The organism is Pseudomonas sp. A214 (assembly GCF_900156295.1).
In the GTDB taxonomy this organism is placed as follows: Bacteria; Pseudomonadota; Gammaproteobacteria; order Pseudomonadales; family Pseudomonadaceae; genus Aquipseudomonas; species Aquipseudomonas rhizophila.
The window spans coordinates 1,986,900-2,013,806 of sequence record NZ_LT707062.1; the positions used below are offsets into that span (position 1 = coordinate 1,986,900).

The window sequence follows — 26,907 nt, forward strand, 5'->3', positions numbered from 1 at the left end:
TTTTTCGTTATTGCGCATGGCGGTTTGGCTACGTGCTTTTGGGAATAGGCCTGCTTATTTTTAATTAAAGAGAGTGGATCATGCTCCGGCGTTGAGGTCAGGCCAGGCTGTAGTGGGTCTGCAACTTCAAGCCTTCTCTTTATGCTATGAACAGGTGTCAAACATGCTCAAACAAATCGTATCCGGTACTGCTCTGGTCGCCGCTGCCCTGAGTTCCTCGCTGGTCTTCGCTCTGGACGATGCTCGCTCCTCTATTCATATCACCGCGACGATCCCCACCAAGCAGTTCCATGTACTGCCACGCAACCCTGACTTCGGTAAGGATGAAGTCATGCACTACAACCCGGTGACCAACTCCTTGAGCCCTTTGCGTCAGACCTTCGACGTGAAGAACACCGACGGTTCGGTGCATGCCTATATCCTGGGCGGCCAGGCTTCGCTGACCAATGGTACGGACGCCATTCCGCTGCTGACCCGGTTCAACAATGTCACCCTGACCGAGTTTCCTCAGGAAGTGGTGACTGACGCGGCATCCACTCCAGGTACCCAGGCCGACATGCTCATCATGGCCTCGACCGTGCCTCTGGAGAGCCAGGTCGGTCAATACACCGCCGACTTCACCGTGATCTTCGACGCGGTGCCTCGCCCGTAAACCCTTCACTGCCCGATGAGGCTTTTCTCGTCCTGCGGGCATGAACGCAGGTCGGCCGCCCGGCCGGCCTGTACCTGGAACGTCCCGATAGTTTGCTGATATGAGAATCCATTGATGTTTGCGATGACACCCATCGTGGGTGCGCTGGCGCTGTTGTTGTGCGCCAGTGCATTGGCTGCGCCGACCGCCCCGGGTACGACGCCCAGAAGTCTGTTGTCCCAGGCCAAGGGGCTACCGGAGGAGTTTGAAGCCCACTTTTTCGATGTGCCTCTGGCGGTTCGTATGGAACTCGATCAACAGTACCTCGGCGAAGCCATGGTGGTGTTGACACGCGATGATCGTATTACCTTGCTCGAATTCACCGACACCCAGGACAGCCCGATCCCGCCCGTCGAGCGCGGGCAATGGGAGCAACTGCTCAAACAGGGGCGCGCCTTGGGTGCCTGCGAAGCCAAATGCACGGCGGGGCTGCTGGCGGTGCATTACAGCCTTGAACATTCACTGGTGTCGATCCTCACTGAAAAAGTGGAGCGCGGCAGCGTGGAGAAACGTTATTACGATCAGCCACAGGGGGGCAGTCTGGGCTTGATCGTCAATAACCAACTCAATCTCAACGGTGGTCAGGAGCAGGATACGGGCGGGCGTTATGGCCTCAATGCCAGTTCCAGCGTGGGTAACTGGACCCAGTCGTTCGATCTGCAGCTTTCGCGCCTGGGCGGGCCGGACGATAAGCTCTACCACGCCGTTCATGAGTTGCACACCCAGCGCGAGATGCAAGACAGTTTTTTGCGCCTGGGTTATTTCATGCCGGGCTCCGATGGTTTGAACCGTCAGATCCGTTCGTTCGGGGCCAACCCGGATACCGCGCTGGGGGTCATGTACGGCAGTTCCGACAGCCTGGTGATCAATAATCCCAAGCCCAGCGTGTACCCCATTTATGTCACCGCCAGTCGTCAGGCGGCGGTAGAGATCTATCGCAACGGCCTGTTGCTCAATACCCAGGCCGTCAGCGCCGGCTTGCAGAGCCTGGATACCCGGCCATTGCCTGGCGGCATCTATGAAGTGGAAGTGCGGCTGATTGAAGACGGGCAGACCACCGCCACGTCCCAGGAGCTGGTCTACAAGCCCAACAACTGGCGCAGCGCCGATGATCGCTGGCGCTACAACCTGTTTGCCGGCCGTGAAACCAAACTGCTGAGCAACTGGGACGATCAACCCTCGGGCTTCACGACTGCCGGGGTCGGTCTCAATTACTTGCTGCACCCGCGAGTGGTGTTGGGGCTTTCCACGCGCCAGGTGCAGGACAAGCTGCAGTACGGCACCTCGGTGGACTGGACGCTGCCCAACAACACCAGCCTCTTTGCCAACGTTTACCAGACCGAGCAATACGGCACCGGCATGGACCTGCAGGCGCTGTACAGCTACGGTCTGGGCAGTGTGGTAGCCAGCCATAACCGCAGTTGGCTGGACACGCGCAACACTTACGAAATCCTGCCTGACGGCACTCGTATCCGCCAGCGCGACGTGTTCGTCGGCCAGACCAGCAATTCGTCGCTGTCGGTCTCCCATCGACTGAGCAACAAGTCGTCGATCAACGGGCGGCTGTTCTACAGCGAAGGCAATGTCGAGGGCGCCGGTGTGGACCTGGGATGGACCCAGCGTGGCAAGCTTGGCGGCAGCGATGCCAACTGGCGGTGGTCGGTGTTCGACCGTCCGGGCACCTCCAGTACCGCCGATCGACGAAATCGCGGCGTGGACCTGAGCGTCAGCGTGGCCTTGGGCGGGCCGGGCGAGTATTGGTCAGGCAGTATCGGCACCCGCACATCCCGTGACGGAACGCGGGACAACAATGGGTCGCTGAGCTATCGCCGGGACCTGCAGGATCACGTGCTGCAAAGCGTGTCCGCCACGGTACTGGCCGATACCTATGGCGTGGGTCTGTCCGGCCTCGCCAGTTTCGACACCGATACGGTGTACGGCGACGGTTTCATCCAGCGCTCTTCCTACAACGACAACCTCACCGGTGGCTTGAACCTGAGCAGCACGGTGGCCGTGGGTGGCCAGAAAGTCGCCTTCACCGGCCTGCCCCAGAGTGGCGGCGCGGGCATGATCGTGGATGTGGAAACCGACCTGGACGACATCGTCCTGCTCGCCGACGACCTGACGGGTGGCACCACCACCTTGCGTCCCGGCCGCAACTTCGTGCCCATCACCGCCTATCAGAACAGCCTGTTGACCTTCGACTTCGACGGCGTGCATCCACCGGCGGCCAACATAGAGCCTTCACGCAGCCGCTATCACTTGAACAAAGGGGGCGTGGACTACCGCAAAGTCAGCGTGATGAGAAGCGTGACCGTGCTCGGTCGTCTGCTGGACGCGCAGGGCCAGCCGCTCAAGGGCCATCACGTGATCAACCACGCCAGCCGTGGAGTCAGCGAGGTGGACGGTTTCTTCTCCATGGAGATGAACGCCAGCTCCCCGACGCTTGAAGTGCGCTATGGCAATGACTTGCTTTGCCAGTTCCGCCTCGACCCGGATAACGCCAACAGCGAGGGCGATGTGTTGATGATCGGTGATTTGCGCTGCACGCCAGACACCCTGGCCGACAGCAACAACCCGATCGAGACGGCGGGTTGAACTTGATCCTGGCGCGCCGGCCAGCGCGGTGCGCCCTTCAACATTGCAAGCAGTGTTCCGTGAAACGGTCGCCATCGGCCGCCTTCCACTCATGAGGTTTTAGTAATGAAGCGCTTATTGGTTCTGTGTGGTTTGTCGCTGTTTTCGCTGATGGCCCAGGCCGGGCCGCAGATTAATGTCGGGGTGGTCTACGACTATCTCGAAGGCGACAAGAGCACCTACATGAAACGGATCTTCAACGGCGGAACGTCCACCGCATTCGTCAAGGTCGACATCCTCGAGATTCTTTACAGCGATGACGGCAGCTACCTGGAGGTGCCGCTGCAGGATCAGGACGGCGTACTCGCCAGGAATGGTCTGATGGCCAGCCCGGCACGCCTGATCGTGCCGGCCAACGGCATGCAAGGCACGCGTCTGCTGTTCATGGGCGACCGCAGCAAGGAGCGGTACTTCCGGGTTCGCTTCGTACCGGTGGTGCCGGAGGCCGAGGACGAGTTCGCCGTCAGCACCGAGGAACGCGAGCAATACAAGAAGGAACGGATCGCCGCCGGGGTGAAGGTGCTGGCCGGCTTCGGCACGGTGTTTTTTGTCAGGCCCAAGGAGACCCGTTTCGAGACCGCCATCGATGACAGCGCCGATCGCTACCTGGTGCGCAACAACGGCAACAGCGTGGTGGTGATCGATGAGTTCAAGGATTGCGCTGCGCAAAAAGACAACGATTGCCGGCCGACCACCAAGCACCACGTCATGGCCGGTCGCACCTTTTCGTTCGACAAGGAGCCTGGGCGTGAGTACCGCTTCAGCCTGATCGAAGGTCGCGAGGAAAAAGCCATTGAGATCAAAGGCTGACGGTATGCCGTCACTGAACCGCCGTTGGCGCCACAGGTAATCATCATGTTCAAGACGCTGTTACGTACTCTCCTGTTCACCGCCTTGACGCTGCCGGGTTTGCCCGCGTGGGCAGCGCTGGAGCGGGAAACGTTCGAACTCTTCGTCACCATCCCGACGATCGACTTCCACGTGCTGCCGGTCGACCCGCAACTGGTCGAGCGTGAACAGCCGATGCTGTTCAGCACCCTGACCTCCGGGCTCCTGCCGCTGCGGGCCAATTACGAAGTGAAGAACATCAACGGGGCCATTGGCGCCCGTCTGGGGCAAGAGGCTTACCTGTCCAATGGCCGTGAGCGCATCGACCTGCAGGTGACGTTCAACAACGTCCAACTGACCCTGGATTCGGCCCAGGTGGTCTCGGCCGCCGAGGCCCGGCCCGGTCGGCGTGTGGGGCTGGAAATCATCGCCGTCAAGACCGAGGAGGAGTATGCGCCTGGGGATTATTTCGGCACCGTGCACATGGTGTTCGATGCCATTGCGCCGTAGGGCAATTGCGGTTTATTGGAGTGGATCGAAATGAGTCGTTCAAACATCTTCGGGCGCGGTGTTTCGCTGTGCCGCGTTGCCACGGCTTTTGTCTTGTTGTGTATAGGCATGCCGACGGCCAATGCATTGACCCAGGAGATCAGTGCGCGTTTCCGGCCTGATCCGGCGAAGCCCATGGACAACAAGTTCACCAATACCACACCGGTGAGTGGGTATTGTTCCCAGCACCCCAGGGAATGTGAAATCACGGGCATGTTCAGTATTCGGATGCCCATTACCTTTGATTCGTCCGCGCCTATTCAGGCCAACCACCCCAGTAATCGGCAAGGCGCCATGTTCAAGGTGCCCGCCAACTGGCGTCCGGCAACCGTCTTCAATTCAAGCACCGGCGAAAGTGAAGAGGTTGAAGTGCGCGTATCCGGTATCGGTTCGCAATATCGCCTCAGCGTGAGTCCTGTCGAGCTGGTGGGAGGGGGTGAGGATCTCAAGACGGCCCATTACAGGCTATGGGGCGGCAGTTGGGTGTATGCGCCTTCGCCGTGCCGCTACAGTGGTGTTGCGACCTACAACACGCTCACGTACGCATTTTTTTGGAAAACGCCGCAAGAAAGCGCCTGCGCCAAACAAGCCAAATACCTGGTGCCCGATATGCGCTACACCTATCTGGATTTTGCCTACGAACTGCGCACCCCCAACCCCTTGAAGATGTCGGCCGGTCATTACACTGGGACGTTGAGCTACAGCGTCGGGCCGGGCCAGGACTTCGACATGGGTGACGTGATGATCCCGAACGATTCGGTGATTGCGCTCAATTTCAATCTCGAAGTCCAACACACGCTCAAGGTCGAAGTACCTCCTGGCGGCAACAAGGTCGTGCTCGAACCCCAAGGCGGCTGGCAGGCCTGGTTGAACCAAGGGCAAAAACCGACCCGGTTGTTCCGTGACCAGACCTTCCATATCTGGGCTTCATCGCGGTTCAAGATGCGTATGCAATGCCAATTCGCCGATACGAGCGATAACACCTGCCTGCTCTGGGCACCCAGCTCCGGCCTTCTGGTGCCGGTGAATGTCAGCGTGACCCTGCCCAACGGCTTGACTGACGCCGCCGGCCAACCGGTCAACCGCCGTCGGCTCTACCTCGACGGCAGCGGCACCGAACTGTTCCAGCCGGGGCACTACATCGACCGCAAGCCGGGCACCCTGCATTTCGAAGTCGGCCGCAATCAGGTTGAGGAAATGCTAGCTGGGGAAGCCAAGAGTTACATAGGCAATGTGACGGTGATCTGGGATTCAGAGGTTTAGGTGATCCCTTGTGGGAGCGGGCTTGCTCGTTGCAGTTTTATTGGAGTGAAAATGAGTCGTTCAAACATCTTCGGGCGCGGTGTTTCGTTGTGCCGCGCAGTCGCGGTTTTTGCCTTGTTGTTGACAGGCGTTCCGACGGCCAATGCGCTGACCCGGGAAATCAGTGCCGTATTCAGGCCAGACCCTGCTAAGCCTCAAGAGAATAAATTTCGCAATACCACTCCGACCACGGGTTACTGCGCGTCATTTCCAAATCAATGCAAGACGATGTTCAGCATTCGCTTGCCTATCACTTTCAGTTCGACCCTTCCTATTGAAGCGAATCATGGGGACGCTCGGCAAGGTGCGATGTTCAAAGTGCCTGCCGGTTGGCGCTCGCTACAAGTAACCCATGCAAGTACGGGTGAAACTGAAGTCGTTGAAATACGTTTGTCCGGCATAGGTTCGGAATACCGACTTCCTGTTAACGCAGCCGACTTGGTCGGTGGAGGTGTTGACGCTTTAAAGGCTCATAACCTGTTATGGGGTTCTAGCTGGGTCAGTGCGCCCTCGCCATGTCGATTCGGCGGTAATGCACCTTATAACGTCAATTGGTACGGTTTTTTCTGGACCACCCCGGTAGAAGGTGTGTGCGCCAAAAGGGCTCGTTACTTGATCCCCAGCATGACTTACCGTTATCTGGATTTTGCCTACGAATTGCGTACCCCCAATCCCTTGACCATGTCGACTGGTCAATACACGGGCTCGCTGACGTATAGCGTTGGTCCGGGGCAGGACTTCGATATGGGCGATGTGATGATCCCGAATGATTCAATAATCGCGTTCAATTTCAAACTGGATGTCGAACACACCCTCAAGGTCGAAGTGCCTCCTGGCGGCAACAAGGTCGTGCTCGAACCTCAGGGCGGTTGGCAGGCCTGGTTGAGCCAGGGGCAAAAACCGACGCGGTTGTTTCGTGACCAGACCTTCCACATCTCAGCCTCATCGCGTTTCAAGATGGGCCTGCAATGCCAATTCGCCGGTTCGAGTGATAACACCTGTCTGCTCTGGGCACCCAACTCCGGCCAGATGGTGCCGGTGAATATCAGTGTGACCCTGCCCAATGGCTTGACCGACGCTGGTGGCCAACCGGTCAACCGCCGTCGGCTCTATCTCGATGGAAGCGGCACCGAGTTGTTCCAGCCGGGGCATTACATCGAGCGCCGGCCGGGAACGATGCATTTCGAAGTCGCCCGCAACCAGGTCGAGGAAATGCTGGCCGGCGATGCCAAGAGTTACATAGGCAATGTGACGGTGATCTGGGATTCAGAAGTCTAGCGGCCTGCCACCCATCCCCGGTGGGAGCAAGCTTTGCTCCCACCGCCTGCGTTACCCAGTGCAGTGCCTCAATGGCGCGCCACCAACGGCTGGCACTGGGTATGGCTACCCGGTTGCAAGTACGGCGAGAGGAACGGCGCCATGCCCTTGAGCACCTGCACCGGCAAGGCCGAGGTGAATTTGAAGTTCTGCGCCGAAACCCCCGGCACATAGGCGGTGAGGGTGCCGAAATGGCTGTCGCCGATGTAGAACACAAAGGTCGCGGTGCGGTTGATCGACTTGGAACTGATGACCCGCCCGCCGGCGCCAACGGCTTCGATGCGATTGTCGCCGGTGCCGGTCTTGCCACCCATCGATAACGGCGTGCCATCGGCCAGGGTGAAACTGCCGGCCACCCGTTTCGCGGTGCCGGCATCGACCACCTGGGACAACGCACCGCGCAACGCCCGGGCCACTTCCACCGGCATCACGCGTTTGCCGTTATCCGGATCGCTGATCAGCCGTGTCTCATAAGGGGTATTGACGGCGAAGTCGAGGCTGTCGACGCGCAGCGCCGGGAGCCGGATGCCGTCGTTGAGGATGGTGCCCACCAGCTCCGCCAGCGCGGCGGGGCGGTCGCCGGAGCTGCCGATGGCGGTGGCCAGCGACGGCACCAGATGGTCGAACGGGTAGCCGACTTTCTGCCAGCGTTGGTGGATATCAAGGAAGGCCTCGACTTCCAGCATGGTGCGGATACGACTGTCGCGGGCGCTCTTGTGCCGGCTTTTGAATAGCCAGCTGTAGACCTCCTGGCGTTCGAACCGGCTGGCTTTGACGATCTGGCTGAACTTGGCATCAGGATTGTTCAGCAGATAACCCACCAGCCACAGGTCCAGCGGATGGACTTTGGCGATAAAACCCTGGTCGGGCAGGTCATAGTTGCCCGGGCCGTAGCTGCTGTAGAGCCGTTCCAGGCGTTCGTCGGTGAGCTTTTCGGCGCTCTTGGCCGACTTGAGGTGCGAACGCACAAAGTGGTTGAAGCTTTCCTGGCTGTCGCCGGGAAAGAAATAGCGGTGCACGGCGGCCAGGCGGATCGCCGTGGGGCGCATGCCGTCGAGGAAGGTTTCGAGACGCTGGCCGGTGTCCTTTTTCTGGTACTTCTTCCAGAACTTGAGCAGGAAGGTGGTGCCTTCGCGGTCGGCAAACTGGGCCAGGTACTCCTGGCGGCGCGGATTCTTGTCGTCCTTGAGCAGCTCCGAACTGTTGTCGGGACCCGCGTACGTGGCGTAGCGCACCAGGTCACGCATCAGGCGAATGAATGGCAGGTTGATCGACTCGCGCAGGGCGTCGCGCAAGGTAGGATTACGGCCGTTATCTTCCTTACGGAAATTATTGAAGGTGTGCAGCCCGCCGCCGGTGAAAAACGCCTCGCCGGGGCTGGCTGAATAGGTACGATCCAGCGCCGCCTCCAGCATCGTCGGCAGGTTGCGATCGCTGTGCTGGATCAGGTAGTCGACGGCCCAGCGGGAGAGGCGGTCCTGGTCGGCGATCTCGGCTTTTTTCAATGTTGCTGGGGTTTCGTGGGCATAACGTTCGTGCAGTTCGGCGATGATCTGCAGGTAGGTGGTGAGCACCCGCAACTTGGCGGTGGAGCCCAGTTCCAGTTTGCTGCCTTCGTTGATATCAAAGGGTTGGTCGGTGCTGTCGGTTTGCACGCGCACGCGCGAGCCGTCCGGGGTCAGTTCCAGCAGGGTGAAGCTGTAGCGCACCTGGGCGGTGCTGGTAGGCGTCAGAAGACGTTCGCCCATCAGGCCGATTTCGGCAGCGAACGCCGGGTCCGCCAAGCGCTTGAGGTAATCGGTGGCCTGGGTCTGCAAGTCGTTTTGCAAGGTGCTGGTGGCGGAGAGGTCCAGGCGATCGAGGTCGTAGAACGAGCGGTTGAGCAGCGTGGCCAGACGACTGCGGGCGGCGCTGATGCCCTTGTTGATTTCGTTGGGCTGAATGGTGGGTTGCTGCACCCAGTCGCGATAACTGACCTTGCTTGCCAGGGTCGCTTCGGCCAAGGAGGCGTCGATCACGCCGTTCTGGGCCAGCAGCCGGACGTGGCTGTCGGTCAGGCGCGCCAGTTCGTCCCGGCCTTTGGACAGGTAATAGGAGGGGCGGCGCTGGGCGATCATCAACGACAGCATTTCCCGCAGGGCCAGGCCTTTTTCCGCGAGGCTGGCGGGATCTGTCGCGGTGCTGGACAAACGTTCGTTGGCACGCTTGAAATCGGCGCCGTACCAGACCCGCAAACCTTCGGCCATGCCGTGGACTTCGCCATGCCCCGGTACGGCGGAGAGCGGCACGCTGTTGAGGTAATCGCGAATGATTTTCTGCCGGGCCTCAAGGGTCTGTGGGCCTGCCTGATAAGCCCGCACACTGGCGGAAATCATCTGGCGGATTTTCTCCGCCCCCGACCCGGTGAGGCCGTCGGCGGAGTGGCGATATTTTTCCAGCTGCGTAGCCAGTGTACTGCCCCCGGCGGACTGCCCCGGCAGACTCAGGAGCTTGGCGACTTGTGACCACGCCGCCATGCCGAAGCGCGGCCAGTCCACCGCCGGGTTGGCCTGGGGGTGCTTGGGGTCGAGCAGAAAGCGGTTCTCGATGAACAACAGGCTTTGCACCACCACGGGGGGGATTGCCTCGAAGCTGGCGTACAGTTGCTGCGGGTACTTGAACTGGTACAGCGGCGCGACGCGGCAATCGGTGATCGTCAGGCCGGCCTGGATCTTTTCCGCATAAGGGGCAAACAGGCCCTTGTCGACGTAGTTCATCAAGGCCGGGGAGAAACGTGCCTGGGCCTGGATCACATAATCGCGCTTGAGCAACCGCGGCAGGAATTCATCCAGCGAGCTGTAACCCAACCGCCGGTCGAACGGACCTGCGCCAGGGTAGACGATGGCGTCGCTGGGCCCCGGTTGCACCGAATAGGTCAAAGACGCGGCGTACCGGCTTAGCTCCTGGGCTTGAAACCTGGACGTGCGCATTTCCTTGGCCACCGCCAGGCCGACCACCACCACGATAATCAACAGCAACAACCAGAACGCTCGCCAGCCATGCCCTGCGCGGCGTTTTTTTTGGGGTAAAGGTGCTTCTTCCATACGTTCAGTCGGGCCCACAGGTTTACTCGAATCGGTTTGCCATAACGCGCCCATAGTCGACTGATCCATTCACGCATTGATCGGGACTTGCTTGAAGCTTAGACGGTGGCGGCGCGGGCGGCGGGGAAATTGTGGACACCGTATGTATAAGACGGTTGTTGTTCTCTATGGCTGAGGGGCTTTTGTGGCGAGGGAGCTTGCTCCCGCTCGGCTGCGCAGCAGACGCAACTGATGCATGGCTGAGCAGTATTCCAAGGTTGAAAAGGCCGGGGGCGGCTGCGCCACCCAGCGGGAGCAAGCTCCCTCGCCACGGGTACTACGTTGCTATCGGAAACGTCGTTCAAACATCAAAGTCTCGGGTCAGACCGGGCGGGGCTACCGTAAGTTGATACCCCAACGACAGGAAGCCAAGGAATGTATCCACCACGCCCAAACTCTCATCAATTGCGTCGCGGACGCTCTTCGGAACGGGGGCGAGGCTACCTCGTCACTACGGTCGTTCACCAACGCATGCCGCTCTTCAAGGACTGGCGATTGGGACGCTTGCTGGTTGCAGAACTGCGCCGGGCTCATGAACGAGGCCAGGTTAATTCGCTGGCCTGGGTTGTCATGCCGGACCATCTGCATTGGCTGGTGCAACTGGAGCAAGCCCAACTCACTCAGGTCATGCAAGCCGTCAAATCTCGCAGCACCCTGGCGATCAATCGAGCAATGAATAGAAAAGGTGCCTTCTGGCAAAGCGGTTTCCACGATCGTGCGATCCGCGACAACCAGGAGCTGCGGCCCTTCGCTCGGTACATCATCGCCAATCCGCTTCGCGCAGGGCTGGTGGATCGCATTGGTGATTACCCGCTCTGGGACGCGAAATGGCTCTAGTCGCTTTGGTTGCTTTGGTTGCTTTGGTTGCTTTGGTTGCTCTTGTGGCGAGGGAGCTTGCTCCCGCTCGGCTGCGCAGCAGACGCAACTGATGCATGGCTGAGCAGTATTCCCAGGTTGAAAAAGCCGGGGGCGGCTGCGCCACCCAGCGGGAGCAAGCTCCCTCGCCACAGGGGCTGTTCAGCCCAAGAACCCTGCGCTAGAGCCATCGGCATGTCCCCGGGCATGACGCTGCACCATCGCTGTGCAATACTCGGCGCCGTTTTACGAATTGACTGTAATCCCAGGCAATACGTCTCCATAGATGGGTATAGGGATGAGGTTTATCCCTGATTTTCCCTGGTTTTACAGTGAAACTCTCTGCCTCTGGCTTTTTATACTGCACGACCCGCTGATCCTGCGGCTTTTGTTCTACAGGACGGTCTGTCCACAAAACAGACCCGGTTTCGGCAAGGTGGCAGGCCTATCGGCTTGCGGCTTTGGAGACTCGGTGGTCAATCCAATAACAAAACGAGGTTGTATCCCTATGCCTGTCGGCAATCATCTGCCCCATGGCGAGACCGCTCAGGGTGGTCCGCTCAAACGTGAACTCGGCGAGCGGCATATCCGCCTGATGGCGCTCGGCGCTTGCATCGGTGTCGGGCTGTTCCTCGGCTCGGCTAAGGCCATCGAAATGGCCGGTCCGGCAATCATGCTGTCCTACATCATTGGTGGCCTGGCGATCCTGGTGATCATGCGTGCGCTCGGCGAGATGGCCGTGCACAACCCGGTGGCCGGCTCGTTCAGTCGTTATGCCCAGGACTACCTCGGGCCGCTGGCGGGCTTCCTGACCGGCTGGAACTACTGGTTCCTGTGGCTGGTTACCTGCGTGGCGGAAATCACCGCGGTGGCGGTGTACATGGGCATCTGGTTCCCCGACGTGCCCCGCTGGATCTGGGCCCTGGCGGCACTGATCAGCATGGGCTCGATCAATCTGATCGCGGTCAAGGCCTTCGGCGAATTCGAGTTCTGGTTCGCCTTGATCAAGATCGTCACCATCATCGCCATGGTCATCGGCGGCGTGGGCATCATCGCTTTCGGGTTCGGCAACGACGGCGTGGCCCTGGGTATTTCCAACCTCTGGACGCACGGCGGTTTCATGCCCAACGGCGTGCAGGGTGTGTTGATGTCCCTGCAAATGGTGATGTTCGCCTACCTGGGTGTGGAAATGATCGGCCTGACCGCCGGTGAGGCGAAGAACCCGCAGAAAACCATCCCTAACGCCATCGGTTCGGTGTTCTGGCGGATCCTGCTGTTCTACGTCGGCGCTCTGTTTGTGATCCTGTCGATCTACCCCTGGAACGAAATCGGCACCCAGGGCAGCCCGTTCGTGATGACCTTCGAGCGCCTGGGTATCAAGACCGCCGCCGGCATCATCAACTTCGTGGTGATCACTGCGGCGCTGTCGTCCTGCAACGGCGGTATCTTCAGCACCGGGCGCATGCTCTACAGCCTGGCGCAGAACGGCCAGGCCCCGGCTGGTTTCGCCACCACCTCGGCCAACGGCGTGCCGCGCCGCGCGTTGCTGCTGTCCATCGCCGCGCTGCTGCTGGGCGTGCTGCTCAACTACCTGGTGCCGGAAAAAGTCTTTGTCTGGGTGACCTCCATCGCCACCTTCGGTGCGATCTGGACCTGGGTGATGATCCTGCTGGCCCAGCTCAAATTCCGTAAAAGCCTGAGCGCTTCGGAACGTGCGGCCCTGAAATACCGCATGTGGTTGTACCCGGTCAGTTCGTATTTGGCGCTGGCGTTCCTGGTGCTGGTGGTGGGCCTGATGGCCTACTTCCCCGACACCCGTGTGGCCCTCTACGTGGGCCCGGCGTTCCTGGTGCTGCTGACGGTGTTGTTTTATACCTTCAAGTTGCAGCCCACGGGTGATGTGCAGGGGTCGATGGATACCGCTTCATAAATTGCCGGCAATAAAACGAAAAGCCCCGGTCGAATGATCGGGGCTTTTTCTCAAGGGGATACCCCTCGTACCGTGGAGGATCCTGTCTCATGCCTGATGGCACTGCCGTCAAGCGGCGGCGACTTCCTGCGGCTCAAAACTGTCCGCCCGCGCCATCTGCCACATCCGCGAATAAAACTCCCCATTGACCTCACCCGTCAGCAATTCCCCCGGTTTCAAGAACACATGCAACTGGGAAAACAGCTTGATTTCAGTGGCGGACATGCGGCGGACCAGATGTTTGGGTTGCAGTTGTGAAGGATGGTCGAGGCCGGCGGCGGCGAGCATTTCGGCTAGGGCCTTGAGGGTGTTGCGGTGGAAGTTGTAGACCCGCTGGGCCTTGTCCGGCACAACCAGGGCGCGCTGGCGCAGGGTGTCCTGGGTGGCGACGCCGGTGGGGCATTTGTTGGTATGACAGCTTTGGGACTGGATGCAGCCGATGGCGAACATGAAGCCCCGCGCGGCGTTGGCCCAGTCGGCACCGATGGCCAGGACGCTGGCGATGTCGAAGGCGCTGACGATCTTGCCGCTGGCGCCGAGCTTGATCTTGTCCCGCAGGTTCAGGCCCACCAAGGTGTTGTGGACAAACAGCAGGCCCTCGCGCAACGGCACGCCAATGTGGTCGGTGAATTCCACTGGCGCTGCACCCGTGCCACCTTCCTTGCCGTCCACCACGATGAAGTCGGGCAGGATGCCGGTTTCCAGCATGGCCTTGGCGATGCCCATGAACTCCCAGGGGTGGCCCAGGCAGAACTTGAAACCCACTGGTTTGCCACCGGACAGTTCGCGCAATTGCTGGACGAACTGCATCAGTTCGATCGGTGTGGAGAAAGCACTGTGGCGTGACGGTGAAACGCAGTCCTCGCCCATGAGGATGCCACGGGTTTCGGCGATTTCCCGGGTGACCTTGTGCTTGGGCAGAATTCCGCCATGGCCGGGCTTGGCGCCCTGGCTCATCTTGATTTCAATCATCCGCACCTGCGGGTTTTGCGCTTGGGCGGCGAAGCGCTCCGGGTCGAAGCGACCTTCACGGGTGCGACAGCCGAAATAGCCGCTGCCCAGTTCCCAGGTCAGGTCGCCGCCGTGTTCGCGGTGATAAGGGCTGATGCTGCCTTCGCCCGTGTCGTGGGCGAAATTGCCGAGCTTGGCGCCCTGGTTCAACGCCCGAATGGCGTTGGCGCTCAGGGAACCGAAGCTCATGGCGGAGATGTTGAACACCGACGCTGAATACGGTTGGGTGCATTGCGGTCCGCCGACCGTCACGCGAAAACCGCTGGGGTCGCTCAACGGAGCCGGACGCATGGAATGGCCGATGAATTCGAAACCGGTCTGATAAACATCGATCAGGGTGCCGAACGGTTTGTCGGCGCTTTCGTTCTTGGCCCGGGAGTACACCAGGGAACGCTGTGCGCGCGAGAAGGGCAGGGCGTCGCTGTCGGATTCGAGCAGGTACTGACGAATTTCCGGGCGGATGCCTTCGACCAGATAGCGGATATTGCCCAGGATAGGGTAGTTGCGACGCACGGCATGGCGGTTCTGCAGCAGGTCGAACAGTCCCAGCAGACTTAACAGCCCCGTGACCAGCGTGATCGGCCAGAGCCAGTCGTGTTGCAGAAACGGCAGGCAGGCGAGGGTAAAAACTACGCAGCCGGCAAAGAAGGCGTAACGGCTCAGTAAAGACAGGCTCATGCGGTTTCCTTCGGGTGAGCGATGGGGTGGGGCGGTGCAGGCATTCTGCGCTGGCAGCGAAAGGGCGGGCAACTGTGGCGAGGGGATTTATGCTCGCTGGGGTGGGGCAACCCCTGCTCGCTAAACAGGCGCCTCGGTTTCTGAAGACCGCATCGCCTCCATCGCGGGCAAGCCTTGCTCCCACACAGCGCGATCTCAGCTCGCCTGTTTCATCTGCCGCACCGGCAACTCCACGCGGAAGGTGGTTCCCACCCCGACCTCGCTGCGCACTGTGATCTCGCCGTTGTGTTTTTTCACGATGCCGTAGGACAGTGAAAGTCCCAGTCCCGTGCCCTGGCCGACAGGTTTGGTGGTGAAGAACGGGTCGAAGATTTTTTGCAGTGTCTCAGGCGGCATGCCCGAGCCATTGTCGGCGACTTCGATCCACACGGTGTCTTCTTCAATGCCGTTGCGCAAGGTGATGGTGCCACGCTCGGGGCCGATGGCCTGGGCGGCGTTGACGATGAGGTTCATGATCACCTGGTTGATCTGCGACGGCAGGCATTCGACTTCCGGCAACGGGCTGTATTGCTTGATCACGTCGGCCTTGTACTTGATTTCATTGGCGACGATGTTCAGCGTCGAATCCAGGCCTTGTTGCAAGTTGGCCATCTGCCATTCCTGGTTGGAGTCGACGCGGGAGAAGTCCTTGAGGTCCTTGACGATCTGCCCGACCCGGCTGATGCCGTCCTTGGACTCTTTGATCAGCAGTGGAATGTCCTCGACGAGGAAGTCCAGCTCCACCTGCTCGCGCAGCTTTCTCAGATTCACCACCAGTTCCGGCGAAGCAATGGCTTGCTCGGCACTGTCATAGGCCTGGAGCATCTCCTGGAGTTTGCCAAAGTAGCCATCCAGGGCCCCCAGATTGGAAGAAATGAAACCGATCGGGTTGTTGATTTCGTGAGCGACCCCGGCGGCCAACTGGCCCAGCGAGGCGAGTTTTTCCGACTGGACCAACTGGCTTTCCAGCATCTTGCGTTCGTCGATTTCCATCTGCAGCAAAGAACTGGCCTGTTTGAACGCCTGGGTCCGCTGCTCCACCAGCTCCTCGAGTTTGCTCATCTGCAATTGCGCGCGGGAAGTCATTTCCCACTTGGTGGTCAGGGTGTTGGCCATTTGCTGGACTTCGATGTTGTCGAAGGGTTTCTTCAGAATCAGCAACCGGTCATGGCCATTGAGGCGGTCCAGCAGTTCGTCCCAGGAATAGTCCGAGTAGGCGGTGCAGACCACCACTTGCAACAGTGGGTCGTGCTTCCAGAGTTCCTCGATGGTTTTGGCGCCATCCCAGCCCTCGGGCATGCGCATGTCGACAAAGGCCAATGCATAAGGGTGCTCCGTTTCCAGCGCTTGCAGCAGTTTGTTCAGACCTTCCTGGCCGCCATAGGCCGAGTCGAGTTCGAATACGGTGCCGGCCGGTTTCGGTGCGTCGCCGAACAAGGCGTTTTCCATGTCCAGCAGATCGACATTGACCTGATCCTCCGGCGTGAGGATTTTGCGGAAATCGTCATGGATGGCCGGTGTATCGTCGATCAACAGGATGCGGCGGTTGCTCAGATTATTCATGCTCACCTTCTGCGAGTTTCAAGGGCAGTTGCAACACGAACGTTGCTCCTGTGCCTGGTCCCTCACTGTGAGCGGTGAGGTGGCCGTTCATCTCAATGGCCGCGAGCGCGCAACTGTGCAAACCGAACCCGTGGCCCTCCTTACGGGTGGTAAACCCATGGGCGAAGATACGCGTCATGTTTTCCGCCGGGATGCCTTCGCCTTCATCCTTGACACTGATCTGCAGGGTGTCGTCATTGATCACCGTAGCCTTGAGGGTCATGTTCCGTGCGTGGTTGGAAACCCCCGCCATGGCGTATTTGGCGTTGCTGATCAGGTTGATCAGAATCAGCAGCAAGCGGTGTTTGTCGCCCAGGATCCGCGGCACGTCGCCGTATTCCTTGAGCACCGTCACGTGGTGTCGGGTCAGGGCGCCGGAGTTCATGCGCAGGGCGTCTTCGAGCAGTTCGCTGACCACCAAAGGCTCCACCAGGCTGTTGGCGCCGGCATAGGATTGCTGGGTGGAGACAATATCCTTGATGTGATCCACGCTCTTGCTCAACTGGGCCAACTCGTCGGTAAGGCCTTGCTGTTCGACCGCGATGGCCTCCACCAACTGGTTCAGATAGCCGGGCAACAGCTTGCCTTTTTCGTCTTCGGTAAGGAAGTGCCCCAGGTCGTGGGGGTGTTCATTGATCAGTTGCATCGCCTTGCCCAGTCCCAGGGCCTTGCTGCTGCGCAGTTTACGGCTGATCAGGTCGGCGGAGATGTTCACACTGTTGAGCACGTTGCCAACGTTGTGCAGCACGTTGGTGGCGATTTCCGCCATGCCGGCCTGACGGGCGGTGTCCATCAGTTCGCTCTGGGTGTCCTTGAGTTGGCGGGTGCGCTCTTCGACCCTTAGCTCCAGCTCGTCGTTGGCGGTTTGCAGGGCGTTGTTGGCGCGTTTGGTTTCGGCGAAGCTGCGCATCAGCCGGATGGCCAGCCAGATCAGGATCAACACCAGGAACGTGGCGAAAACCAGCAGAAGAATATGGTTGCGCTGATGCCTGGCGGCAGCTTTCTCCTGGTCTTTGTCCAGTAGGCTGGTGATGGTGTCCAGTCGGCCGGCCACGGGAACGGCTTCGATTCCCTGCAAGAGGTCATTGACCCTGGGTTGTTCGCGCAAGATCAGCGCGATGTGCCTGCTCAGGATATCGACGGATTTTTGCAGGCCTTCCGGCAGACGCTCCTTGTTGACGTCCAGCCGATTCAGGCCTAGCAGCACTTCGGCGGCTTGCTCACGGGTGGCCAGATGGGCGAACTCCATGGAACTGAGCAACAGGTCGTAGGTATCGATGGCAACGTTTTGCAGCTGCAGTTTGTCGGCGTCCGAAAGCTGGGCGAACTGGGCCTGGATGTCATCTTCGGCGGTGGGCAGGAAGGCGAGGGAATTGCGCAGTACCGCATTGTGGGATTTGAATCTTTCCACCAGGCGGGTTTTCTCCTTCACCGCCTTGAGGTATTCGTCGCGCTCCTGTTCCCAGCTTGACGGTGCGTGGCGAGCCGGTTCCGATTCGATGGCGTTGAGGCGCTGCCACAGACGTGCCATCTCATTGAGGGGCGAAACTAGGGGGTCATAGTTTTGGCTCAAAGCCATCCGGGATTTAAGGACTTCGTTGTCCCAGATGGCGTCCTGCTGTTTGAGCAGGCGGATCAGGTCCCGAGATTCAATGTACGAGGCGGCCTGCTGTGCACTCGACTGGATGTACATGAACAGCAGGATCGACACCAGCAAGAGGCCGACGAATGCCAGACCGAGGCGACGCAGGGCGGTCATAGCGGCTTGCCCTCCCGTTCGCCGGTGAGGGTCTTGAGGAATTCGACGATCAGTTCCGTGTCGTTCTTCAAGGGTTCACGGCCCAACTGGTACTTGAACATCACTTCCACCGCGTTCTCCAGGGTAGGCGCTGACCCGGCGTGAAAGTACGGGGCGGTGATGGCGACGTTACGCAGACTCGGCACCTTGAAAACCTGGCGGTCAGCCTCGTCGCCAGTGACGTTGAAGCGGCCCTCGTCGGCCCGGGTAGGGTTGCCCCGGTCCTGGATGTAGTCGCCCATCACGCCGAATTTCTGGAACATGTTGCCGCCGATGTTCACGCCCTGGTGGCAGGCGATGCAGCCGTATTCCTTGAAGCGCTGGTAACCGAACTTTTCCCGGGGTGTGAGGATGTCGGTGTTGCCCAGCAGGTACTGGTCGAAACGTGAATTTGGGGTCAGCAGGGTGCGTTCATAGTCGGCCAGGGCACCCTGGATGTTGGCCTGGGTCACGCCGTCGGGGTAGGCATCGTTAAAATCCCGGGCGTAGTCCGGGTCCTGGCCGATGCGCTTGAGCACCGTTTCCCAGGTACTGCCCATTTCCGCAGGGCTGGTCACGACGATGTGCACCTGTTCTTCCAGAGTGTCGACGCGGCCGTCCCAGAACTGATGGAAGTTCAGGCTGGCGTTGAACACCGTGGGTGTATTGAACTCCACTGGTTTACCGTCGAAGCCCAGGGAAAACTGTTTGTCGTCGGCGCCACCCTTGTCCAGGCGATGGCAACTGGCACAGGACAGGGTGTTGTTGACCGACAGCCGCGGGTCGTTGAAAAGCCGCAGGCCCAACTGGACGCGCTTGGGGTCCAGGGTCGGAATGGGGGGCAGCGGTTTGAGCGGTTCATCCAACGGCTCGGCGTGAACGGTCACGCTCAATCCCACCAGCAGGCCGAGGGCCAGAATCAGTCCATGTGACGCCATGGGATGCTTTCCTTGAAACTTTTGGTTGATGGAACTCAGGTGTGTTCACGCAAACGGGTTGTGGCGTTGTTCCCACTCGCTCATCCACAGGGCAAAGGCCTGTGGCTCCACGGCCTTGCTGAAGTAGTACCCCTGGGCTTCCTCGCACTGGTGAGCCTTGAGGAACTCCAGTTGCTCAAGGGTTTCCACGCCTTCGGCAATGATGTGCAGGTTCAGGCTCTTGCCCAGGCTGATGATGGTGCTCACCAGCTTTGCGTCATTACTGTCGATGCTCAGGTCGCCGACGAACGACTGATCGATCTTCAACACATCCACCGGAAATTTCTGCAGGTAGCTCAGGCTCGAGTAGCCGGTGCCGAAATCGTCGATGGCCAGCCGTATTCCCAGGCGTTTGACGGCCTTGAGGATGGCGACGGTGGTGTCGACGTTCTGCATCAGCACGCTTTCGGTGATCTCCAGTTCTAACTGTGTCGGGTCGAGACCGGTTTCCTTGAGGGTCCGGGCGATGCCTTCGACGAAACCGCGCTGGCGAAAATCGATGGTGGAGACGTTCACCGACAGGTAGAGCGGGCGCATGCCATCGGCTTGCCAGCGACAGGCCTGCTGGCAGGCTTCCTGGAGCACCCATTGGCTCAGCGGGACGATCAGGCCGCTGTCTTCGGCCACGGGGATGAAGTCCGATGGATAGATCAAGCCGATGTCAGGCCGGTTCCAGCGCACCAGCGCTTCGGCGCCGACCACTTTGCCACTCCTCAAATCGATCTTGGGCTGGTAGTGCAGCACGAACTCCTTGCGTTGCAAGGCCAAGCGCAGGCCCGATTCGATGGTTTGCTGCTGTCGCGCCCGACGGTTCATGTCTTCAGTGAAAAAACGGTAGTCGTTGGGGCCGGTTTCCTTGACGTTGCGCATCGCCGTTTCGGCTTTTTTGATCAACGCCACGGCATCGAAACCGTCGGCCGGATACATGCTGATGCCCAGGCTTGCGGTAACGGTCAGGTCGTGTCCGTCGATGGGGTGGGGCGTGCTGATGGCCGTCAGCAGTTTGTCGGCCACGCCTTTGGTCTGTTGCGAGTCGGTGATGTCTCCCAGTATCACCACGAACTCATCGGAGCCGTAGCGAAACACCGAGTCGGATTCACGCACCACCGTTGCCAGCGCCCGGGCCACCCGCTTGAGCATTTCGTCGCCCACCGGGTGCCCCAGTGCGTTATTGATACGCTTGAAACGGTCCATGCCGATGAACATCACCGCCAGTTGCCGGTCGTGGCGACGGCACTGGGCCATGGCCTGGGTCAGGCGATCACCGAGCAACATGCTGTTGGGTAACTCGGTGAGTACGTCGTATTGCAGCAAGTGGGAGACTTTCAGCAACTCCTGGACCCGTTCCTCGATGGTGCGCTCCAGACTGCGCATTTTTCTCGCCGCATCCTGGGCCAGTTGCCATTTCCAGGTCATGGCACTGGCCATCTGGCGGATTTCCAGGGTGTCGAAGGGTTTCTTCAGGATCAGCAACTGATCGTCGAACTCGATGCGTTCGGACATGGTTTCCCAGGAATAATCCGAAAACGCCGTGCACAGCGCGATTTGCAGCCGTGGGTCGGCCTCCCACAAACGCTCGATGGTTTGCAGGCCGTCCCAGCCCGGCGGCATGCGCATGTCGGCGAACACCAGCGCATAGGGCTGGCCTTCGGCCTGGGCGCGCTTGACCAGTTCCAATGCCTCTTCGCCCTGATAGGCCGAGTCGATCTGAAATTGCAGGCGGCTGACCTGGGGCGTGCCAAACAGCAGGCTTTCAGTGTCGTCCAGCGAGTCGTCGCTACCGGCGCCCGGGCTGAGGATCTTGCGGAAGTCCTGGTGGATCGCCGGGGTGTCGTCCACCACCAGGATTCGCCTGTTCGCCGGCACCGACATGGGGTTCATGGGTTGCTCTCCGATAACTGGCTGGCAGGCCGGGTCCAATGGTCCGTCACGGGAACGATGGTGCCGGCCTTGAGCAGTTCGCTGGCTTGCCCACTGTCTACGGCAGTGCTGAAGTAATGCCCCTGGGCCTGCATCGACCCGCCGCTGGACATCAGCGTGGTGCGTTGCTCCTGGGTTTCGACGCCCTCGGCAATGATCCCGATGCCCACATCCCGGGCGAAATTGATGATCGCTCGCAGCGTCATTGCGTTCTCGGGGTCGACGTTGGCGCTGTCGAGAAACCGTTGGGCGAGCTTGAGATGGTTGACCCGGTAGGTCTTGAGGTAATCGAACGAGGAGTACTCGGTGCCGAAATCATCGATGGCAATTTGTACGCCCAGTTCGCACAGACGTGGCAGCACGTCGTTGTGGGTCCACTTGGTTTGCGCCAGGGTGGCCTCGGTGACGTCAAAGCGCAGGTCCCAAGGGGCCAGTTCCCAGCGGGCGGTGGTGCGCAGCACGTCATAGATCAGCTCCGGACCGGTCTTGAGTTGCGTCAGGCAGAGGTCGATGGCGATCACCGGGGGCGCCATGCCCTGGTCACGCCACTGGCGCATCTGTTGACAGGCCTGGTCCAGCACCCAATGCCCCAGGCCAACGATGATCCCGGTCTTCTCGGCGGCCGGCATGAACGACGCCGGCTCCAGCCAGCCGCGCTCAGGGTGGTTCCAGCGCACTTGCACGCCCATGCCCAGGATTTTGCCGGTGCCCAGGTCGACCTCCGGCAGGTAGTGCAAATGCAGCTCGTTGTTTTCGATGGCCTGGCGCAGGTCATTGGCCAGGGCGACGCGGTCGGTGACTTCCTGATTAATCTCCTCGCTATGGAAATGGTACTGGTTGCGGCCCTTTTCCTTGGACCGGTACAAGGCCATGTCGGACTGTGCCATCAGGCTGTCGGCGCTTTGGCTCTGGGAGGAATACAGGCTGATGCCGATGCTCACGGAGATCCGCACTTCGTTGCCGTCCAGGGAATAGGGCGCCACCAGGGCATCCCGGATCTTGGCGGCCAGGGCGGCGCAATGGGTCGCTTCGTGGACATCCAGTTGCAGGATGGCGAACTCGTCGCCACCCAGGCGCGCTACCACGTCGTTTTCCCGGGTACAGCCCTTGATGCGTGCGGCGACCTCCTGCAGCAGCAGGTCGCCGATCGGGTGACCCAGGGTGTCGTTGATCCGCTTGAAATGGTCCAGGTCCAGGTAAAACATCGCAAACGGCGCCGCTCCCCGGCGAGCCGCGGCAAAGGCTTGATGCAGGCGCTCGATCATGGTGGCGCGGTTGGCCAGCCCGGTCAGGCCGTCGGTGCGGGCCAGCAGGGCGATTTTCTCCTCGGCCAGCTTGCGTTCGGTGATGTCAAGAATGATGCCTTCCACTTCCAGCAGCAGGCCCTGTTCGTTGCGCACCGGAATGTAGCGGTTTTCCACCCAGCGGAACGTGCCGTCGCCGGTGCGCATGCGGAACTCGATGGACGCCCCCGCCGTGTCGCGGTTCAAGACGCGGACCATGGCGTCGTCGATCTTGCTTTGGTCGTCGGGATGGATCAGGGTTTGCGCCCAGTCCGGCGAGTTGACCAGTTGCGCCGCCGCGTGGCCGAACTTGGTGATGTTGTGGGAAATGTACATCAGCGCGAACGGCGGCTCGCCACGCAGGCGATACAGGATGGTCGGGCTGTTCTGCACGATGATATTGGCGTCGGCCAGTTCCCGCGTGCGCTCCTGCACCGCGCGTTCGAGCATGTCCATTTTCAGCGCCGCGTCTTCGGTCATCTGCCATTTGACGGTCAGGGTACTGGCCATCTGGCGGATCTCGATGGCATCGAAGGGTTTTTTCAGGATGAGCAGGCGGTCGCCCAGTTCGAGGCGCTCGGCGATGTCTTCCCAGGAATAATCGGAATAGGCGGTGCACAGCGCCACTTGCAGCTTGGGGTCGACGCGCCATAGCCGTTCGATGGTTTCAAGGCCGTCCCAGCCAGGGGGCATACGCATGTCGATGAACGCCATGGCGTAGGGTTTGCCCTCGGCCAAGGCAGATTCGACCTTATTCAGGGCTTCCATGCCCTGGAAGGCCGAATCGAGCACGAAACTCTGGCTGGCAACCGCCACAGGCGCGCCGAACAGGGCTGCTTCAGCGCTGCTCAGGCTGTCCTCGGGGATAGCATGGGGGCTGAGGATCTTACGAAAATCCTCGTGGATCGTCGGAGTGTCATCGACGATCAGGATCCGCCGGTTGGCCCTTTCCGTCGGCAGGCTCATGGCCGTGCACCGTCGCGATGCTGACTGTTGAACCGTGGATACATCTGATATCCCTTCCGTTGGCATGAGTATTCTGGCCTGTACTTGGCCCTTCATGGTCTACAGCATAGCTGTCTCATTGAGATGCGCTCGGCCGGTCAAGGCAAAATCGTGTCTAAATTCACGCAATCTACTAGCCTCTAATTCGGGGGTAGCGTAGAACAGGTGTCGTTAACAGGAGGGGGGTCCAATGGAAGATCAATCGCAGGATGTACCGGTCAGGAAGCCGACGGTACTGTTGGTCGATGATGAAGAGTCGATTCTCAATAGCCTGCGTCGGTTATTGCGCAGCCAGCCGTACGAAATCCTGCTGGCTGACAGTGGCGCCAAAGCCCTGGAAATCCTCAAGGAGCGGCCGGTCGACCTGGTCATGACCGATGCCCGCATGCCCAACATGGACGGCGCCACTTTGTTGGCGCAGATTCGCAAGCTTTATCCGTCGACCTTGCGCATCCTGCTCACCGGTTATGCCGATGTGGACATGATGACCAAGGCCATCAACGAGGGGCAGTTGTATCGCTACCTCAGCAAACCCTGGAACGACGAGGAACTGGTGCAGGCCCTGCGTCAGGCCCTGGCGCACCAGCACTCCGAAAGCGAGCGCCAGCGCCTCGAAGCGCTGAACCGCGAACAGAACGAACAGCTGCGGATACTCAACACCACCCTGGAAAAACGCGTGGCGTCGCGCACCGCCGAGCTGCAGCAGACCGCCGACATGCTCGACCTGGCCTATGACGAGCTCAAGCGCAGCTATGTGACCGGCACCGAAGTGTTTTCGCTGATCGCCAACCTGCGCCTGCCCAAGGCCAAGCAGACCAACCGGCAGATCATCGAGCTGATCCGGGTCTACAGCAGGCTGCACTTTCTGGACGAGTCCACCGACCGCGACCTGACCATGGCCGCGGCGCTCTACAACATCGGCAAACTGAGCTGGACCGACAACATGATGGTCACGCCCGCCGACATGCTGCACCACACCGAGCTTGATCTCTACCGGGCCTATCCGAAGCAGAGCGAGTCGCTGCTGATGACCCTGGACCCGATGAAAGACGCCGCGCGCATCATCCTCCATCACCAGGAACGTTGGGACGGCAGCGGTTTTCCCGACCATCTGCGAGGCGAGGCCATTCCGTTCGGCTCGCGGCTGTTGAAACTGGCGGTGGACTTCATCGAACTGCAGCGCGGGTTGATCCTGGAGCGGCAGATGAACAGCGACGAGGCGCTGGTCTACATCCGCAAATACGCCGGCAAACTGTACGACCCGGGCATGGTGGAGGACTTCATCAAGGCGTGCGGTGAATACCTGGACGACGTGACCTTGTCGGATCCGACGGTGCAGGTCATGACAACCCGCGACCTGACGGCCGGCATGATCCTGGCGCGCAACCTCAACGCCGACAACGGCATGCTGTTGCTCAACGCCGGCAAGGTGCTGAGCGCGCCTCTGGTGGAAAAGCTCATTGCTTTCGAAGCGATGGAAGGGGCGCGCTACAGCGTGTTCGTCAAAATCCCCGAAGAGGCAGACCCTTCTGTGCCGAAGCCGATGTTGGGGTGATGCAGATCTGACTGAGAGTACAGTCATCCTGTGGGAGCGAGCTTGGCTCCCACAAAAACTGCTCCCACAGTGGTTTTGTGTGGCGTCTGAAGGCGGCGCCGGGCTTTGCTCCCGTCGCTGCGCTCTGTACCCTTGCGAGCATTTTCTGCCCAGGGCATTTCATCATGACCACTCCCATCATCCGCATCGCCGCCGCTCTGTTGATCGGACCGGACGGCCGGACCTTACTGGTGCGCAAGCGCGGCACCCAGGCCTTCATGCAGCCGGGCGGCAAGATCGAGGCCCATGAGCAACCGGTCCAGGCCCTGGCCCGTGAGCTGGACGAAGAGCTTGGGCTGACGATTGATCCGGCACAGGCCCGTTACCTGGGGGCGTTCAGTGCCCCGGCCGCCAACGAGCCGGGTTTTGTCGTGCAGGCTGACGTTTTTTTACTGAGCATCGATGCACCGGTTTCTCCCGCCGCCGAGATTGAAGAAGTGCGCTGGATCGACCCGGCCAGTGACAGCGATCTGCTGCTGGCGCCGTTGACAGGCGAGGTGATCCTGCCGTTTTATCGAGCCAGCCTTCTCGAGACGTGCTGACCCCAGACTCAAGGACTGACGCCCATGATTCCATTGCCGGACCTGCTGATTTTCGCCGCCGCCGCGTTGCTGATGGTGCTCACGCCCGGCCCGAACATGATCTACCTGATTTCCCGTTCGATCTGCCAGGGCCGCAAAGCCGGCGTCACCTCCCTGCTGGGGGTGGTGGCGGGCTTCTTCGTGCACATGTTTGCCGCGGCGGCGGGGCTGACGGCGGTGTTCCTGGCGGTGCCCATGGCCTATGAGGTGTTGAAATGGGCCGGCGCGCTGTACCTGTTGTGGCTGGCCTGGCAGGCAGTCAAGCCCGGCGCACGTTCGCCGTTCCAGGCCCAGCAACTGCCGGCGGACTCGACGCGCAAGCTGATCACCATGGGGTTCCTCACCAGTGCCCTGAATCCAAAGATTGCAGTGTTTTACCTGTCGGTGTTCCCGCAGTTCATCAGTCCGGAACACGGCTCGTTGTTCATCCAGAGCATCATCCTCGGGCTGACCCAGATCAGCGTCAGTTTCAGCGTCAACCTGCTGATTGCCTTGTTCGCCGCCGGCATTGCCTCCTGGTTCGTCCATAACCCCACCTGGTTGGCGGCGCAGCGCTACTTCATGGGGTTTGTGCTCGGCGCGCTGGCGTTGCGCCTGATGCTTGAACAGCGCAGGACGGCGTGAGCATGTGGATTGAGCGTTTGGATGCCAATCACGCCTTGGCCTACCGCGAGCTGATGCTTGAAGCCTACGATCGCCATCCGCAGGCGTTCACTTCCAGTGTGCGGGAGCGGGCGCTGATGCCGTTGAGTTGGTGGGAAGGGCGGTTGACCGGCAAGCTTGATGTGGTGCTGGGTGCGTTCGAAGCAGGAACATTGGCCGGCATCGTTGGCCTGGCTTTCGAACCGAGGGAAAAGGCCCGCCACAAGGCAACACTGTTTGGCATGTATGTGTCGGCCGAATTTCGTCAGCGCGGCTTGGGTTATGAGCTGGTACAAGCTGTACTGGCCGAAGCGCAAAGCCACCCTGCACTGAAACTCATCCAGCTCACCGTTACCGCCGGCAATGAGGCCGCCTTCAAGTTGTACCAGCGCTGCGGTTTCATCCAGTTCGGGCTTGAACCTTTAGCGGTGCGGGTGGGCGAGGATTATTTCGACAAAATCCACATGTGGCGCCAGATATCGATGCCTGAGATCAAGGGCGAAGAGGTCGATTCGCCCTTGTCCTGAT

19 protein-coding genes are annotated in these 26,907 nt (G+C 60.2%); 12 read left to right on the top strand and 7 right to left on the bottom strand.

Annotated features, from left to right (window positions below; translation table 11 throughout):
* The first annotated feature begins 163 nt into the window (after nt 1–163).
* The 6 genes from BW979_RS08995 (at nt 164) to BW979_RS09020 (ending at nt 7,285) form a co-directional block, all read left to right on the top strand.
* Complete coding sequence (locus tag BW979_RS08995) at nt 164–652, top strand: CS1 type fimbrial major subunit (RefSeq protein ID WP_047228902.1); 489 nt, start codon at nt 164–166, stop codon at nt 650–652.
* A 114-nt stretch (nt 653–766) separates the two neighbouring features.
* The gene (locus BW979_RS09000; protein ID WP_076383642.1) at nt 767–3,289 is read left to right on the top strand and encodes a TcfC E-set like domain-containing protein; all 2,523 of its coding nucleotides are present in this window, start codon (nt 767–769) and stop codon (nt 3,287–3,289) included.
* A gap of 105 nt (nt 3,290–3,394) precedes the next feature.
* Nucleotides 3,395–4,138, top strand: coding sequence for a pilus assembly protein (locus BW979_RS09005; RefSeq protein WP_047228904.1), 744 nt, complete (start codon nt 3,395–3,397; stop codon nt 4,136–4,138).
* A 45-nt stretch (nt 4,139–4,183) separates the two neighbouring features.
* On the top strand, nt 4,184–4,666 hold the full coding sequence (locus BW979_RS09010) for a CS1 type fimbrial major subunit (protein ID WP_047228905.1): 483 nt from the start codon (nt 4,184–4,186) through the stop codon (nt 4,664–4,666).
* Between the two features lie 30 nt (nt 4,667–4,696).
* Complete coding sequence (locus tag BW979_RS09015; protein WP_076383643.1) at nt 4,697–5,968, top strand: hypothetical protein; 1,272 nt, start codon at nt 4,697–4,699, stop codon at nt 5,966–5,968.
* Between the two features lie 51 nt (nt 5,969–6,019).
* Entirely contained in the window at nt 6,020–7,285 is a 1,266-nt protein-coding gene (locus BW979_RS09020; RefSeq protein ID WP_231990612.1) for a hypothetical protein, read from the top strand.
* Nucleotides 7,286–7,353: 68 nt separating this feature from the next.
* Here BW979_RS09020 and BW979_RS09025 read toward each other — a convergent pair whose 3' ends face one another.
* A complete protein-coding gene (locus BW979_RS09025) occupies nt 7,354–10,461 on the bottom strand; it encodes a transglycosylase domain-containing protein (RefSeq protein ID WP_076383644.1) in 3,108 nt (1,035 codons plus the stop codon).
* A 360-nt stretch (nt 10,462–10,821) separates the two neighbouring features.
* On the opposite strand from BW979_RS09025, the gene BW979_RS09030 reads away from it, so the two are divergent.
* Nucleotides 10,822–11,283: an REP-associated tyrosine transposase gene (locus BW979_RS09030; protein ID WP_047230585.1), complete on the top strand. Its 462-nt coding sequence runs from the start codon at nt 10,822–10,824 to the stop codon at nt 11,281–11,283.
* A gap of 526 nt (nt 11,284–11,809) precedes the next feature.
* On the top strand, nt 11,810–13,231 hold the full coding sequence (locus BW979_RS09040) for an amino acid permease (protein ID WP_047230406.1): 1,422 nt from the start codon (nt 11,810–11,812) through the stop codon (nt 13,229–13,231).
* A 108-nt stretch (nt 13,232–13,339) separates the two neighbouring features.
* Here the strand turns inward: BW979_RS09040 and BW979_RS09045 are convergent, their stop codons facing one another.
* The 6 genes from BW979_RS09045 to BW979_RS09070 form a co-directional block, all read right to left on the bottom strand.
* On the bottom strand, nt 13,340–14,959 hold the full coding sequence (locus tag BW979_RS09045; RefSeq protein ID WP_076383646.1) for an FMN-binding glutamate synthase family protein: 1,620 nt from the start codon (nt 14,957–14,959) through the stop codon (nt 13,340–13,342).
* A 195-nt stretch (nt 14,960–15,154) separates the two neighbouring features.
* The gene (locus tag BW979_RS09050) at nt 15,155–16,561 is read right to left on the bottom strand and encodes an ATP-binding protein (RefSeq protein ID WP_047230404.1); all 1,407 of its coding nucleotides are present in this window, start codon (nt 16,559–16,561) and stop codon (nt 15,155–15,157) included.
* A complete protein-coding gene (locus tag BW979_RS09055) occupies nt 16,554–18,359 on the bottom strand; it encodes a DAHL domain-containing protein (protein WP_076383647.1) in 1,806 nt (601 codons plus the stop codon). The genes BW979_RS09050 and BW979_RS09055 overlap by 8 nt, the downstream gene beginning before the upstream one ends.
* Nucleotides 18,356–19,315 (bottom strand): cytochrome-c peroxidase, encoded by a 960-nt coding sequence (locus BW979_RS09060; protein ID WP_076383648.1) that lies wholly within the window; start codon nt 19,313–19,315, stop codon nt 18,356–18,358. Before BW979_RS09060 ends, BW979_RS09055 begins: the two co-directional genes overlap by 4 nt.
* A gap of 45 nt (nt 19,316–19,360) precedes the next feature.
* Complete coding sequence (locus BW979_RS09065; protein WP_076383649.1) at nt 19,361–21,235, bottom strand: putative bifunctional diguanylate cyclase/phosphodiesterase; 1,875 nt, start codon at nt 21,233–21,235, stop codon at nt 19,361–19,363.
* Nucleotides 21,232–23,523: a GGDEF/EAL domain-containing response regulator gene (locus BW979_RS09070; RefSeq protein ID WP_047230400.1), complete on the bottom strand. Its 2,292-nt coding sequence runs from the start codon at nt 23,521–23,523 to the stop codon at nt 21,232–21,234. The genes BW979_RS09065 and BW979_RS09070 overlap by 4 nt, the downstream gene beginning before the upstream one ends.
* Before the next feature lie 229 nt (nt 23,524–23,752).
* Between BW979_RS09070 and BW979_RS09075 the strand changes: the two genes are divergently transcribed.
* The 4 genes from BW979_RS09075 (at nt 23,753) to BW979_RS09090 (ending at nt 26,906) form a co-directional block, all read left to right on the top strand.
* Nucleotides 23,753–25,117 (top strand): HD domain-containing phosphohydrolase, encoded by a 1,365-nt coding sequence (locus BW979_RS09075; protein WP_047230399.1) that lies wholly within the window; start codon nt 23,753–23,755, stop codon nt 25,115–25,117.
* A 164-nt stretch (nt 25,118–25,281) separates the two neighbouring features.
* Complete coding sequence (locus BW979_RS09080) at nt 25,282–25,698, top strand: NUDIX hydrolase (RefSeq protein WP_047230398.1); 417 nt, start codon at nt 25,282–25,284, stop codon at nt 25,696–25,698.
* A gap of 24 nt (nt 25,699–25,722) precedes the next feature.
* Complete coding sequence (locus BW979_RS09085) at nt 25,723–26,361, top strand: LysE family translocator (protein WP_076383650.1); 639 nt, start codon at nt 25,723–25,725, stop codon at nt 26,359–26,361.
* A gap of 2 nt (nt 26,362–26,363) precedes the next feature.
* A complete protein-coding gene (locus BW979_RS09090; RefSeq protein ID WP_076383651.1) occupies nt 26,364–26,906 on the top strand; it encodes a GNAT family N-acetyltransferase in 543 nt (180 codons plus the stop codon).
* Nucleotide 26,907 lies beyond the last annotated feature (1 nt).